Origin of the sequence: Halorubrum aquaticum (assembly GCF_900113615.1) — an archaeon.
Taxonomy (GTDB): domain Archaea; phylum Halobacteriota; class Halobacteria; order Halobacteriales; family Haloferacaceae; genus Halorubrum; species Halorubrum aquaticum.
Map to the genome: position 1 here is coordinate 108,526 of NZ_FOPZ01000001.1, position 13,039 is coordinate 121,564.

Consider the following 13,039-nt stretch of genomic DNA (forward strand, 5'->3'; position numbering starts at 1 on the left):
GCCTTTCCTAGTCGTCGGCCCAGGCGTCGCCGTGTGCGCGATAGCCGTCGAACTCGCCGCGGTCGATCTCCCGTTCGATCTCGAGTTTCGTCTCGCGGTCCAACTCGAGGAGGTGACAGAGCGGGTGGCCGGGGGCGGCCACCGGGTTCTCGAGCGCCCCGAGGATCAGCCCGTCGAAGGGCGCACGGACGACGTGCTCCTCGGTCTTGAAGTGGTTCGTCACCGTACAGATCGCGTCGCCCTCGTGGACGAGCGGATAGGGTCCCCACTCCATCTCGACGAGCCCGCCGGCGTCCGCGCGGATCCATCGCTTGGTGGCGTCGGCGGCGGTCGACTCGTACCACCCCGGCCAGTGGACCGGCTCGCCCGGGAGGACGCCGTACTCGGCGAGCACGCTCTCGACGCCCTGAAGCGCCTTCTCGATCAGGACGCGCTGGAAGCGGTGTGCCCGCCCCATCTCGACGGTGACCGTCGGGATCCCGTCCGCGGTCGCCACGGCGCGGAGCGAGCCGGCGTCGCCCTCGCCGTAGAGGACCACGTTGGTGGCGAACGCGCGGGCGAGCCGCGAGACGTCGGGGTCCTCGAGGTCGGCGCGCGCGTGATAGATCGTCGTCCGGTTCCGGGTCGACGTGTGGAAGTCGAGCCCGAGGTCACACGGCGAGACGAACCGGCGGTAGATCTCGTGGGCCATCCGCTCGGTCGTGTTCGCGCCCTCTCGTCCCGGGAACGACCGGTTCATGTCCTGGTCGTAGATCGGCGTGTACCGCTGTTGGGCCTCGAAGGCCGGGACGTTACACGCGTGGAGACAGACGAGCGTCCCGTGGAGTTCGCCCGGCTCGTACCGGTCCGCGATCTCCTGGACGACCTTGACGCCGTTGAGCTCGTCGCCGTGGATCCCGGCGCTGAAGAACACGGTCGGGCCGCCGCCCTCGCCGTTGATCACGGTGACCGGGACGCGGATCGGGTCGCCGAGGTAGGTCTCGCCGACCTCGTAGCGGACGTGACGCTTCTCGCCCGGGTCGACCTCGGCGTCGTAGCGGAACGGCTCCGGCTCGGCACGCGAGTCGTTCATGCCGGCGAGTCTCGGGGACGGGAGAAAACTGCTGGGTCGAGGGCGGGTCGTCGTCGGTTCGTCGCCGACCCGGCGGTAGCCTTACGGCATCGCTTCGAGAACGAACCCCGTATGAGCGAGGGACCGTCGGGAGACGAGGAGTCGGAGCCGGGCGTCGCCGCCGACTCCGACCCGGTTCACGGCTCCGAGGGCGACTCGGCTCCCCGCTCCGACATCGATCCCGCGGTCGCCGCGGCCGCCCGCGAGGAGTTGCGGACGACGTTCACCTATCAGGTCGAACGCCTCCGCGAGATCGACACCAAGGCCATCGAGATCCTCAAGGCCAACCTCGTGCTCATCGGGATCGTCGTCACCGGCGGGTCGATCGTGGTCCAGACGGAGTTCGACCTCGGCGGGTTCCTCAACCCCTTCACGCTCGCCGGCGGGGTGCTGCTCCTCGTCTCCACGGGACTGGCCGCGGTCACGTACACGGCCTCGGACCTCCGCGGCGGGTTGAGCATCGCGGACGTGGACGCGGTGATCGTGGCCGAACACGAGCGAACGCGCGTGGAAGGGGCCGCGGGTGACGCGACCACAGAATCGACCTCTCCCGGGTTCGACGAGCGCCTGCTCCGCAGCTACGCCGAGTGGATCGACTACAACGCCCGAGTCACCGCGGTCAACGACCTGCTCGCGACGGTGACGGTGCTTCTCGTCTTCCTCGCGTTCGTCTACGTGGTCGCCGGCGTCGCGGTCGGCGCGGCCGGGCTCTCGGCGGCGGAGTCGTGGCTCTCGTTCGCCGTCCTGACGGTCCTCGGCGGCGGGTTCACTTGGATCGCCGCGCACATGGACCACCTCGGTCCGGAGACGAGACACGCGGCGGCGTCCTTCGACGGCGTCCAGCTCTCGAAGGGGGCCGACAGGACCGAGGCGTGGTCCTCGCTTCTGGCGATGCTCGGGAGGGAACCGCCCGTCGAGTCGTCGCCGTCGGCGGAACCGTCGGAACCGAGCGAGGAAAGGGTGGAGAGCGAACGAAAGGAGGACGTCGAAGGAAAGGAGGAGAGCGAACGAAAGGAGGAGAGAGAACAGAGGGAGGACGCGGAGAGCGACGACGACTGATTACTCCTCTTCTTCCTCCTCTTCGATCGGCCCTCGACCTCGTTCCCAGACGGCGCCCGCCGAGGTGTCGTTCGGGGCGGTGTGTGTGACGTCCTTCATCGTGTCGCGGTCGGCGTCGGTCATGGTGGCTTCGCTAGCGCGGATCGGCGTATTAACGCTTCGTGGAATGGTGTATGTAGACATTATATGATATAAGGTACCGTGGCACAGGAGGGATCTCGGTTTCACGTTCCCACGAGCGATCGGTAACCGCGTCGTTGCCGGCGCGGTGAGGGCTTCCAAAGGCCGCACAGCCCAACCCCGCACAGCCCGCACAGCACCGCACCTCACGCCTCCCCAGCCTCGTCGGCTCGGCGTTTACGAACGCCGAGCCGACTCCCTCGCGCTCGATTCGCGTGCGCTTCGCGCCCGCTCACCGGGATCGCGCCACCGCACGGCGGGGCGGAGGGCTCTCTCCTCTCTCCGGTCGGAACGGGACCGAACCCCTTTCAGTTCCCGTAGCCCCGCTCGAACGGGTCGATCTCCTCGGATCCGGGCTCCTCCTCGTCGCGGGTGAACCCGGGACCGCCGGTCGCGAACTCGAAGACGAGCCCGTCGGGGTCGCTGAAGTAGATGCTCTTGAAGTAGGTGCGGTCCTTCACCTCGCTTACGTTGACGCCCTGCTCACGGAGGTGTTCCCGCCACTCGCGGAGCGTCTCCTCGTCGTCGACGCCGAACGCGAAGTGGTGGCTCGCGCCGGGTCCCGGGTTCCCCCGCGAGTCCGGATACTCGAAGTACGTGACGTTGGTGCCGGGTTCGCCCTCCGGCGTCGGCGAGAAGTAGTAGTGGGGCGTCCCGGGGTCGTCGTAGTTCTGGGTTCGCTTGACCGTGTGCCAGCCGAGGACGTCCTCGTAGAACGCGACGGTCTCGTCCATGTCCGTACAGATGTTCGTCACGTGGTGCAGTCCGGTGGTCGGTGGCGCGTCACCCATACCCGGACGTGAACGTCCTCCGTGAAAGGCGTTGGCAGGAACGAGGTCGGTTCGCGATCGACCGGACGTTCGGAGATCGGTCGGCGAGCGGTCAGTGAGCGGTCGGAAGCGTGGCGATCGGACCTAGAACAGACCGATGCCGAGCGCGTACGGCCACGCGGTCCCGCCGACGGCGAGCAGCGCGAGGGCCGCGCCGGCACCGTACAGGTTCTTGAGGAAGCTCGTCATCTCGCTCTGCTGTTCCTCGGGGTCGTCGGCCGTCCAGAAGTCGTGCATCGTCACCGCGGAGACGACGAGGAAGACCGCGAGCGCGCCCGCCGAGAGGACGGGGAACGCGCCGAGGACGACTCCTAATCCGCCGAGAACGAGCAGCGCGCCCGAGGCGACGGTCGAGAAGCGCGGCGCGGGCAGTCCCTTGAACCCCGCGTAGCCGGCCATGTCGTCGACGTTCATGAAGTGGTTCAGCCCCATGAACGCGAGCACGCCGCCGAACAGCAGGCGACCGAGTAAGAACAGTTCGCCGGCGAACGGCGTATCGAGCTGGAGCGGTAGCGTCGTGATTTCAGCTAACATCGTGTAACTACGTATACGAACGCAACCTATATATCGCTTCCCGGACAAAAGGGTTAGTAGGTAACACCGATGTCATCACAGGACCTCACGGGCGCGGATCCGTCGCCGGAGACCACGGCCACGGACGAGACACCCGACACGCCGTGTCCGATCGTCGACTCCATCGAGCAGATCGGCTCACAGTGGCGGCTCGTCGTCCTCTACGAGCTACAGAACGGCGAGCGGCGGTTCAACGAGCTCAAACGCGAGACCGACGCGAACGCTCGGACCCTCTCACGCGTGCTCGACGACCTCCAGGAGTCCGGATTCGTCGACCGCCGCATGGAGGAGGACGCGCCCGTCGCGACCTACTACAGCCTCACCGAGAAGGGCGAGTCGCTCGGACCCGTCTTCGCGGAGATCGACGAGTGGGCCCACGAGTGGCTCGCCGAGTGTAACGCGTAGTCCGCCGATCTCGTCGATTCGTCCGTCCTCCTTATATTCCTATTAGGACCTCCACCGTCACCCGGGTGACTATACGAAGTCTTGAAGTAAGGTTTCCAATTATGTGGAGACAAGATGGCGAAGTCAAACAAGTTCACCGTCGTTTCCGAACAGAACGATCACGATCACGCCGCGGTACGTGCGCATCCGCGCAACGAGACGTACCACATCGTCGACTACGCCGACGGGACCGCCCGCGAGCGCGTCGCCGACCTACCCGCCGGCTCCGTCGTCCGGATGGAACTCTCCCGTGCCGGTCGTCGGAGCAACGTCTGGTGTGCCGAGTCGGTCCACGTCGCGGAGACGGACGGCGGCATCGTCGAGACGGCGAAAAGGTGATCGGTCGGGCGGTCCGCGCCTACTCGTCGGGCGTGAGCCGCGGATTCGTCACCGCGCCGATCGACGCCGAGGAGAAGTCCCGGCCGTACTTCGCCAGCACGCCGCCCTCGTAGGGCGGCTCCGGCGCTTCCCAGCCCTCCGCGCGCTCGTCGAGTTCCTCCTCCGAGAGGTCGACCGTGAGGTCACGGTTCGGGATGTCGACCGTGACCCGATCGCCGTCCTCGAGGAAGCCGATCGGGCCGCCGACCGCCGCCTCGGGGGCGACGTGGCCGATCATCGGGCCGCGCGTCCCGCCCGAGAACCGCCCGTCGGTGAGGAGCGCCACGTCCTCCTCGTGGCCCGCGCCGACGACGGCGGCGGTCACGCCGAGCATCTCGCGCATGCCGGGCCCGCCCGTCGGCCCCTCGTTCCGGATGACGATCACGTCGCCGGACTCGATCTCGCCGGACTGGACGTACTCCATGGCGTCCTCCTCGTTCTCGAAGACCCGCGCCGGACCCTCGTGGTAGAACGCGTCGTCGCCGGTCACCTTGAGGACCGCGCCGTCGGGCGCGAGGTTCCCGTCCAGGACCTTGATCGCGCCCTCCTCCTCCTTGGGGTCGTCGACGGAGTAGAGGAAGTCGGCGTCGATCGCGTCGTCGTCCGGGAGGTCGCCGTTCGCCTCGAGCTCGGCGAGTTCCTCCGCGATCGTGTTGCCGGTCACGGTCAGCTGGTCGCCGTGGAACAGGTCCGCCTCCATCAGACGGCGGATCACGACCGGGACCCCGCCGATCTCGTGGAGGTCGTTCATCACGCGGGAGCCGCCGGGCTGGAGGTCCGCGATCTTCGGCGTCCGCCGCGATATCTCGTCGAAGTCCTCGATCGTGAGGTCGATGTCGGCCTCCGCGGCGAGCGCGAGCAGGTGTAACACGCCGTTCGTCGAGCCGCCGATCGCGGTCTGGAGGGCGATCGCGTTCTCGAAGGACTCCCGCGTCAGGAGGTCGGACGGGCGACGGTCGTTCTCGATGCAGTCCATGACGAGCTCGCCCGCCTCCGCGGCCACCTCGTAGCGCTCCTCGTCCTCCGCGGGCGCGGAGGCGGAGCCGAGCGGCGCGAGCCCGAGCGCCTCCGAGATCGACGCCATCGTGTTGGCGGTGAACATCCCGCCACAGGAGCCCGCGCCGGGACAGGCGTGTCGCTCCAGGTCGTCGAGCTCCTCGCCGCTCATGTCGCCCTCGGCGTAGGCGCCGACGCCCTCGAACACCTGGACGATCGTCACGTCGCGGCCCTCGTGTTGACCGGGCATGATCGAGCCGCCGTAGAGGAAGACGCTGGGGAGGTCCGTCCGGATCGCCGCCATCATCATCCCGGGCAGGTTCTTGTCACAGCCCGCGACGGTGACCAGGGCGTCCATCCGCTCGCCGAAGGAGACCAGCTCGACCGAGTCGGCGATCACTTCGCGTGAGATCAGGCTCGCCTTCATTCCCTCCGTGCCCATCGAGATGGCGTCGGAGATGGTGACCGTCCCGAACTCGATTGGCATCCCGCCGGCGGCGTCGATCCCGTCGAGCGCGGCGTCGGCCACGTCGTCGAGATGGACGTTACACGGCGTGATGTCCGCGGCGGGGTTGGGCACCCCGACGATCGGCGAGGAGAGGTCCTCGTCGTCGAAGCCCATCGCGCGGAACATCGAGCGGTGGGGCGCGCGGTCGGCGCCCTCGGTCACGTCCCGGCTCCGGAGGTCCTCGTTCTTCTCGCCCGCGAATCGGTCCGCGTCGTCGCGCCCGCGGGATCGCTCCCCGTCGGATCGCGGCTGCTGTTCGCTCATGTTCGTACCTGTCGCCCGGGGGTCTTAAACGAACTCACCCGAACAAGTCCGTCCGGCTCTGTTGAACTTCTTGGGAACTGATAGGAAACGCTTGCTGGATACAGAGGGTGGACCCAGCAACCTGGTTCTGTTTGCTTCGGGTCCCCTGCGATGAGTCAGCCGGTCAAAAAGATCTGCGGAGTGGCTACTCGATTTCTAACTGACCACTTCCGCCACTCTCCTCGCCGTCATTCTCGTCCCATTCGAGTTCGAACTCGATACTTCGCTCAGTCATATTGCCAGCCGGGCCTTCGCGTTCAGCTTTGACCTCGAAGGTCGGTCGGGCAGGAGGATTCAGTGTGACAGACTCGGAGCCTGCTTTCAGGCTGATAGCGTTTCCGCTGTCGAGATTATCCGCGACTTTCCGAAGGTATGCTGCGATCTCTTCTCGACTCTGGTTGCTTTCCGATTTGAACAGGACTTCTTCAGGCATGACGTACGATACGTTGCCTGTACTCATAAGTGACTCCTCTGTGCTGACCATTGGCAATTGCCTCTAATCGGTAGTCCGGAATGCTGACTATGCGCGTTGTACTCAGCACGGCTACTGATACCTATCTCCTGTTGAGGATTTCAACGGAGCTGAATCGGCGTATCGTTCGGATATCACGAGGGAGACGAGAGTTCGGAGGTGATTCGTGGGAGGATAACGCTTCCAATGAGAAGAGCAACGGAGGCGTTGCGACCGGCGTGTAGTATGACGGTTATCGTCCTGGAGTCCGGTTGCGGGACGACGAAGTAGAACAGACTGGAGGTAAACGGCGTCGAGATCAGGAACGCTAACCCGGCGAGGACGGCGACCTGAACTCCTCGTTCCAACCGGCCGAACGGACGGTCGTCACGAAGAACCATCCAGAGCAGACGGAAAACGAGAACGGTGACGAGGACCTCACCGGAGTGATCGATTCCGACGACCATGAACAGCCCGACGATGAGGCGTTCAACACCACCCAATGACTCGACGATCTCCCAGATCTGACGGCGTAGTAGCCGAACGATCCAACAGACGCCGGCAGCTATCGAGAGAGCGAGGACTCCACGTGGGACCTGATCGGACACGGCAGTCGGTCACGTGGAGTGTACTAAGACCGTTTGATGGGTTAAATCGGTTTTTACCCCATCGGACGAACTGGATCCGATCCGTACTGAGCGATCGAAACCGTGTGATATGGGACCGGTCTCACGAGTCGTTCCCGTCCGTCTCGCCGTCGCCCGGCTCCGAATCGCCGGTCTCCAGTCGTCCCCCCTCCCGCTCCCACTCGGTCAGGCTCCCCTCGTAGAAGGCGATCTCCGGGTAGTCGAGCGCGCGGAGGACGGTGTAGGTGTGGCTGATGCGGCGCGCCGTGTTGCAGTAGAGTACGACCCGGTCGTCGGGGTCGATCCCGCGTTCCGCCAACAGCTCCCGCAGTTCCGCCTCGGGTCGGACCGTCCGGGCGTCGGCGTCGACGAGCTCGCGCCAGTCCAGCCGGACTGCGCCGGAGATGTGGCCCTCCTCGTACTCCCACTCCTCGCGGGTGTCGACGATCGTCGCGTCGGGGTCGTCGACCGCGGCCGCCATCGCCTCGCGGTCGATGAGCGGGCCGTCGGCGCGGAACGCGGCGGGATAGGGTTCGGAGGACGCATCGTCGGCCGCAGCGGGTGTCCCGGGTTCGTCGGTCGTCGTCGGCTGCGAGCGGTTCCAGACGGAGTAGTCGCCGTCGAGGAGGTGGAGCCTCGCGGGGTCGTGGCCGTACAGTTCGGCGGTGACGAGAAAGCGCGCCGCGAAGACGCCGTGGGTGTCGTCGTAGGCGACGATCTCGTCGTCGGGGGCGATCCCGGCCGACTCGGCGATCTCGGCGAAGGCGTCCGCGCCGGGGAGCATGCCGGCCTCGGCCGCGCCGTGTTCGTCGGCCCGGAACGTGTCGAACGGGACGTTGACCGCGCCGGGGACGTGGCCGATCCCCTCGTACTCCCAGGCGTCTCGCACGTCGACCACGACGACGTCCGGGGCGTCGAGTCGCTCTGCCACCCACTCCACGTCGACGATCCGGTCGTTCATGTCTCGTCGTTCGGAGCCGTCGGCTTAACCCCTCCCTTCCGGACGGATCGTTTCGCCTCGCCAACCAGTAGATGTTGCCGGGATCGGCGAGGAGCGGCCGAGCGTGCCGTGACGGTGGGGGATATACGTGTCCCGTCCGTACGGATGGCCGTAATGAGCGATTCCGATTACGCGAACGACGTGCTCGTCTCGGCCGACTGGGTCGAGGAGCGACTCGACGAGTTCGAGAGCGACGACCCCGACCTCCGCCTGGTGGAGGTCGACGTCGACACCGAGGCGTACGACGAGAGCCACGCCCCCGGGGGGATCGGCTTCAACTGGGAGACCGACCTCCAGGACCAGACCACCCGCGACATCCTCGAGAAGGAGGACTTCGAGGCGCTGCTCGGCGACAACGGCGTCACCGAGGACTCGACGGTCGTGCTGTACGGCGACAACGCCAACTGGTTCGCGGCGTACACCTACTGGCAGTTCAAGTACTACGGCCACGACGACGTGAAGCTGCTCGACGGCGGCCGCGAGTACTGGCTCGAGAACGACTACCCGACGACCGATGAGGTCCCCGAGTACTCCGCGGTCGAGTACGAGGCGTCCGGTCCGCGCGAGTCCATCCGCGCGTACCGCGAGGACGTGGAGAACGCGATCGACCGCGGGCTCCCGCTCGTCGACGTCCGCTCGCCCGAGGAGTTCAGCGGCGAGGTCCTCGCCCCGCCCGGACTCAACGAGACGGCCCAGCGCGGCGGCCACATCCCCGGCGCGCAGAACGTCTCCTGGTCCGTCGTCACGAACGACGACGGGACGTTCAAGACCGCCGAGGAGCTCGCGGACATCTACTCCGAGTACGGCATCGACGGCGACGAGACGACCGTCGCCTACTGCCGGATCGGCGAGCGCTCCTCGGTCGCGTGGTTCGCGCTCCACGAGCTGCTCGGCTACGACGACACCGTCAACTACGACGGGTCGTGGACCGAGTGGGGTAACTTGGTCGGCGCGCCGATAGAGAAGGGCGAAGTCGACGACTGAGCGCAGCGAAGGAGTGGACTTCGGAAGATCGAACGGGGAGCAAAGCGACCCGTGAGAAGGGCGAGGCTGAGTGAGCAACGCGCTCTCGTAGCGAAGCGGGGAGCATAGCGACCCGCGGAGCAGGGCGAGGCCGAGAGAGCGAGGCGAACACACGCGGACCCTTTCGACGCCGACCGCCGCATACAACTACTCTCCACCGCTATCCCGGGACATGGATCCAGAGGAGTTCATCGAGGCCGTTCGCGACGACAACGAGACCGCGCTCTCGCGGCTCGGTTCGTCGAAGTCGCTGTTCGCGGACACCGCGGGGGAGATGGAGCCGGAGGCGGTACTGACCGCCGCGGCGACCGCCGAGCACCACGCCGCCGAGACGTACGAGTCGTGGGCGGAGAGCGAGGACGGCGACGTCGCCGAGGCGTTCGCGGAGACGGCCCGCGAGGAGCGAGGCCACTACGACACGGTCGCCGGCGAGCTCGACGCCCACGAGCCGGGCGAGGTCCCCGCGATCCAGTCGTACCTCCGCGGGCTCGATGACACCGTCGAACGGCTCGGCGGGTTCGTCGGCCGGACGCTCGCCGCGGAGAAGTCGAAGACGCAGGTGACGGGCTTCTTCGTCGGCAACGCGGACCCGCAGACCGCGGGGCTGTTCCGCTCGATGGGCGACGACCTCGACGCGCAACTCGAACGAGCGGGCGACCTCCTCGCGGCCGAATGTGGCGACGACGAGGAAGCGTGGGAGCGCGCCCGCGAGGCCGCGGGCGGCGCGATCGGTGCGGCCTACGAGGAGTACACCGACGGCCTCGAGTCGATGGGCGTCAACCCGAAGCCGGTCTGTTGACGGCGGGCGATACCGGGCCATCGGGGCGACCGCGGATCAGCACGCCTTTTTCCGGCGGCCGCCGAGGGAGTCCATGGAGACCAGCAGTCGGGGCGACGCGGAACGTGGCGGCTCGGAGCGCGTCGGCGTCGCGCTGTTCGTCGACGGACCGAACGTGTTGCGCGAGGAGTTCGACGTCGACCTCGACGACGTCCGCGAGGCGGCGGAGGCGGAGGGACAGCTCGTGACGACCCGGCTCTACCTGGACGAACACGCCACGCCCGGACTGATCCAGGCGGCGGAGGCGCGCGGATTCGAGGTCGTCGTGACGAGCGGCGACGTGGACGTGAAGCTCGCGGTCGACGCCGCCCGCTTCGCGGCCGAGGAGCGGATGGAGACGCTCGCCATCGCCTCGCGGGACACCGACTTCAAGCCCGTACTCGAGACGGCCAACGGGTACGGCATCCGGACGCTGGCGATCGCGCCCGGGGAGTTCGGCCGGTCGGACGCCCTCCGCAACGCCGCCAGCGATTCGGTGACGCTCGACGGGGACCTGTCGGAGACGGCGGGCGGCGACGGATCGGGCGACCCGGAGAGAACGGAGGGTCGAGAGGGAAACGGGGATCCGGAGGGAACCGAGGGTCCCGAGGGAAACGGGAACGGCGGCGTTGGTGGCGGTGATGCCGGCGATTCCGGCGACGCGGAGTAGGTGATCGGCTTCGACGGTCCCGAACCGGCCGCGCTCGCTACCGAGGCGGCCGGCGCCCGCCCTTCCGGTCGTTCCGGGTGCGCCAGCCCTCGCGGACACGGCCGACCAGGAACGCGCCGGTCCCGCTGACGAGCGAGACGGTGGCGACGATCCCGACGCCGGCCGGCACGACTCCGAACCGCGCGATCGCCGCGTCGACGCCGAGCTGGAGGAACCCGAGATAGGGGATCGAGAACAGCGCCTTGGCGTGGACGAGTTCCTCGTGGACGATCGGCGCGATCCCGGCGGTCTGGTCGTACTCGCCGTTCGCGTCGCCGTAGGTCACGTAGCCGTCGTAGGGAGCCGGACACGTCGCGATGTCGGTACAGTCGGCTCCCTCGAGGAGGTCCGGGTCGGCCCGATCGGTCCAGTCCTCGCCGGCGGTCACGCGGAACGCGACCCGGTGGAGGATCGGTCGGCGCGGATCGACCGGGGACGTGTAGACGACGACGTCGCCGGCCCCGTCCAGTCGCGTCGGCGGGTTCGTCGCGTCGCTGCCGACGGGATCGCCCCACGGGAACCGGTCGACCGCCGTCACGACGACGAGGTCGCCCCGCTCGACGGAGGGCTCCATGCTCCCGCTCTCCACGGCGACGAGCGGGGGCCACGTCCCGACGACCGTCACGAGGAGGAGGGCGACGACGAGGACGGCGGCGGCGGGCCCGAACCGCTCTCTCGGACGGCGAATCACGTGTCGTATCGGGGCTGGATCGGACTTGAGGCTGTCGCCGATGAAACGGCGAGCCGTCGGCGAGCGGTCGGACGCCGGACCTCTCCGATGACAAGACATTAGGTACGCCCCGGAGTGGTGCCGGTATGAGCGAACGGACTCCTCCGCTCCACGGCGTTCACGAGACGCGCGGCGCGACGTTCACCGACTTCGGCGGGTGGCAGATGCCCGTCGAGTTCGACTCGATCCGCGAGGAGCACGCGGCGGTCCGCGAGGGCGTCGGCGCGTTCGACGTCTCCCACATGGGCGAGATCGAGGTGTCGGGTCCCGACGCGACGACCCTGATGGACCGGTTGACGACGAACGACGTGACGGCGCTCGATCCGGGCGACTCCCAGTACGCCGCGGTCACGAACGAGGAGGGGGTCATGCTCGATGACACGGTCGTCTATCGGCTCCCCGACGGGATCGAGGCCGGGTCCGCGACCGCGTCGCTGTCGGACCTCGACGAGGAGGCCGACGGTGACCTGGACGCGACGAGCGGCGACCCTGCGTACCTCCTCGTCCCCAACGCGGGCCACGACGAGGAGGCAATGGACCGCTGGGTCGACTACCGCGACGAGCACGATTTCGACGCGGCGGTCGCGAACGCGACGGCGGACTGGGCGATGTTCGCGATCCAGGGGCCGGAGGCGGTCGACGCGATGGAGGCTGCGGCCGCCTCCCCCGAATCGGTCACGGGACTGTCGAAGTTCCAGGCAACGCTTGCGACGACCGGCGGCGTCGCGAGCTGGGTCGCGCGCACCGGCTACACCGGGGAGGACGGCTTCGAGGTGATGTGTCCCGCGGCCGACGCCGAGGCGGTCTGGTCGGCGTTCGACGTCCAGCCGTGCGGGCTCGGCGCGCGCGACACCCTCCGGATGGAGATGGGATTCCTGCTGTCGGGCCAGGACTTCGACCCCGAGGAGGAGCCGAGGACCCCCTATGAGGCCGGGATCGGGTTCGTCGTCGACCTCGACACCGAGTTCGTCGGCCGCGACGCGCTGGCGGCCCGGCAGGAGGAGGGGGGACCGGACGAGACGTTCACCGGGATCAAGCTCCTTGAGCGCGGCGTGCCCCGCAACGGATACGCCGTCACCGACGGGGACCTGACCCGGATCGGCCACCTCACCTCGGGCACGATGAGCCCGACGCTCGGCGAGCCGATCGGGCTGGGCTACCTCCACGCGGAGCACGCCGAGCCCGGAACCGAGGTGAGCGTCGTCGTCCGCGGCGACGAGAAGCGCGCCGAGGTCGTCGCGCCGCCCTTCCTCGACCGCTGAGAAGGAGGGGGCCGCTCCGGCCCGACACGCTTAACCCTC

16 protein-coding genes are annotated in these 13,039 nt (G+C 67.9%); 7 read left to right on the top strand and 9 right to left on the bottom strand.

Features of this window, described 5'->3' with window-relative positions; all coding sequences use genetic code 11:
* Window positions 1-7: 7 nt before the first annotated feature.
* Window positions 8-1,072: a succinylglutamate desuccinylase/aspartoacylase family protein gene (locus tag F3H10_RS00525; protein WP_149782908.1), complete on the bottom strand. Its 1,065-nt coding sequence runs from the start codon at window positions 1,070-1,072 to the stop codon at window positions 8-10.
* Window positions 1,073-1,183: 111 nt separating this feature from the next.
* Between F3H10_RS00525 and F3H10_RS00530 the strand changes: the two genes are divergently transcribed.
* Window positions 1,184-2,170, top strand: a complete 987-nt coding sequence (locus tag F3H10_RS00530) for a hypothetical protein (protein WP_223174151.1) — start codon at window positions 1,184-1,186, stop codon at window positions 2,168-2,170.
* Here F3H10_RS00530 and F3H10_RS16415 read toward each other — a convergent pair whose 3' ends face one another.
* The 3 genes from F3H10_RS16415 to F3H10_RS00540 form a co-directional block, all read right to left on the bottom strand.
* Window positions 2,171-2,293 carry a hypothetical protein gene (locus tag F3H10_RS16415; RefSeq protein WP_262488546.1) on the bottom strand — a complete coding sequence of 41 codons (123 nt, stop codon included), beginning with the start codon at window positions 2,291-2,293 and terminating at the stop codon, window positions 2,171-2,173.
* Window positions 2,294-2,658: 365 nt separating this feature from the next.
* The gene (locus F3H10_RS00535) at window positions 2,659-3,141 is read right to left on the bottom strand and encodes a VOC family protein (RefSeq protein WP_149782909.1); all 483 of its coding nucleotides are present in this window, start codon (window positions 3,139-3,141) and stop codon (window positions 2,659-2,661) included.
* A gap of 123 nt (window positions 3,142-3,264) precedes the next feature.
* Complete coding sequence (locus F3H10_RS00540; protein WP_149782910.1) at window positions 3,265-3,714, bottom strand: DoxX family membrane protein; 450 nt, start codon at window positions 3,712-3,714, stop codon at window positions 3,265-3,267.
* Window positions 3,715-3,783: 69 nt separating this feature from the next.
* Here F3H10_RS00540 and F3H10_RS00545 point away from each other — a divergent pair, with 69 nt between their 5' ends.
* Window positions 3,784-4,158: a winged helix-turn-helix transcriptional regulator gene (locus F3H10_RS00545; protein WP_149782911.1), complete on the top strand. Its 375-nt coding sequence runs from the start codon at window positions 3,784-3,786 to the stop codon at window positions 4,156-4,158.
* Between the two features lie 114 nt (window positions 4,159-4,272).
* Window positions 4,273-4,536 (top strand): hypothetical protein, encoded by a 264-nt coding sequence (locus F3H10_RS00550; RefSeq protein WP_149782912.1) that lies wholly within the window; start codon window positions 4,273-4,275, stop codon window positions 4,534-4,536.
* Between the two features lie 19 nt (window positions 4,537-4,555).
* Here F3H10_RS00550 and ilvD read toward each other — a convergent pair whose 3' ends face one another.
* The 4 genes from ilvD to F3H10_RS00570 form a co-directional block, all read right to left on the bottom strand.
* A complete protein-coding gene (ilvD, locus tag F3H10_RS00555) occupies window positions 4,556-6,343 on the bottom strand; it encodes a dihydroxy-acid dehydratase (protein ID WP_149782913.1) in 1,788 nt (595 codons plus the stop codon).
* A 184-nt stretch (window positions 6,344-6,527) separates the two neighbouring features.
* On the bottom strand, window positions 6,528-6,815 hold the full coding sequence (locus tag F3H10_RS00560; RefSeq protein ID WP_149782914.1) for an amphi-Trp domain-containing protein: 288 nt from the start codon (window positions 6,813-6,815) through the stop codon (window positions 6,528-6,530).
* 173 nt (window positions 6,816-6,988) lie between these two features.
* A complete protein-coding gene (locus F3H10_RS00565; protein WP_149782915.1) occupies window positions 6,989-7,441 on the bottom strand; it encodes a hypothetical protein in 453 nt (150 codons plus the stop codon).
* A gap of 121 nt (window positions 7,442-7,562) precedes the next feature.
* On the bottom strand, window positions 7,563-8,420 hold the full coding sequence (locus F3H10_RS00570) for a sulfurtransferase (RefSeq protein WP_149782916.1): 858 nt from the start codon (window positions 8,418-8,420) through the stop codon (window positions 7,563-7,565).
* Window positions 8,421-8,573: 153 nt separating this feature from the next.
* Between F3H10_RS00570 and F3H10_RS00575 the strand changes: the two genes are divergently transcribed.
* From F3H10_RS00575 to F3H10_RS00585, 3 genes are all read left to right on the top strand, one after another.
* Complete coding sequence (locus F3H10_RS00575) at window positions 8,574-9,443, top strand: sulfurtransferase (RefSeq protein WP_149782917.1); 870 nt, start codon at window positions 8,574-8,576, stop codon at window positions 9,441-9,443.
* Window positions 9,444-9,654: 211 nt separating this feature from the next.
* Window positions 9,655-10,281, top strand: a complete 627-nt coding sequence (locus F3H10_RS00580) for a ferritin family protein (RefSeq protein ID WP_149782918.1) — start codon at window positions 9,655-9,657, stop codon at window positions 10,279-10,281.
* Window positions 10,282-10,354: 73 nt separating this feature from the next.
* Entirely contained in the window at window positions 10,355-10,969 is a 615-nt protein-coding gene (locus F3H10_RS00585) for an NYN domain-containing protein (protein WP_223174152.1), read from the top strand.
* Between the two features lie 37 nt (window positions 10,970-11,006).
* On the opposite strand, the gene F3H10_RS00595 is transcribed toward F3H10_RS00585, so the two are convergent.
* On the bottom strand, window positions 11,007-11,699 hold the full coding sequence (locus tag F3H10_RS00595) for a S26 family signal peptidase (protein WP_149782919.1): 693 nt from the start codon (window positions 11,697-11,699) through the stop codon (window positions 11,007-11,009).
* 125 nt (window positions 11,700-11,824) lie between these two features.
* On the opposite strand from F3H10_RS00595, the gene gcvT reads away from it, so the two are divergent.
* Entirely contained in the window at window positions 11,825-13,000 is a 1,176-nt protein-coding gene (gcvT, locus tag F3H10_RS00600) for a glycine cleavage system aminomethyltransferase GcvT (protein WP_149782920.1), read from the top strand.
* The last annotated feature ends 39 nt before the right edge of the window (window positions 13,001-13,039 follow it).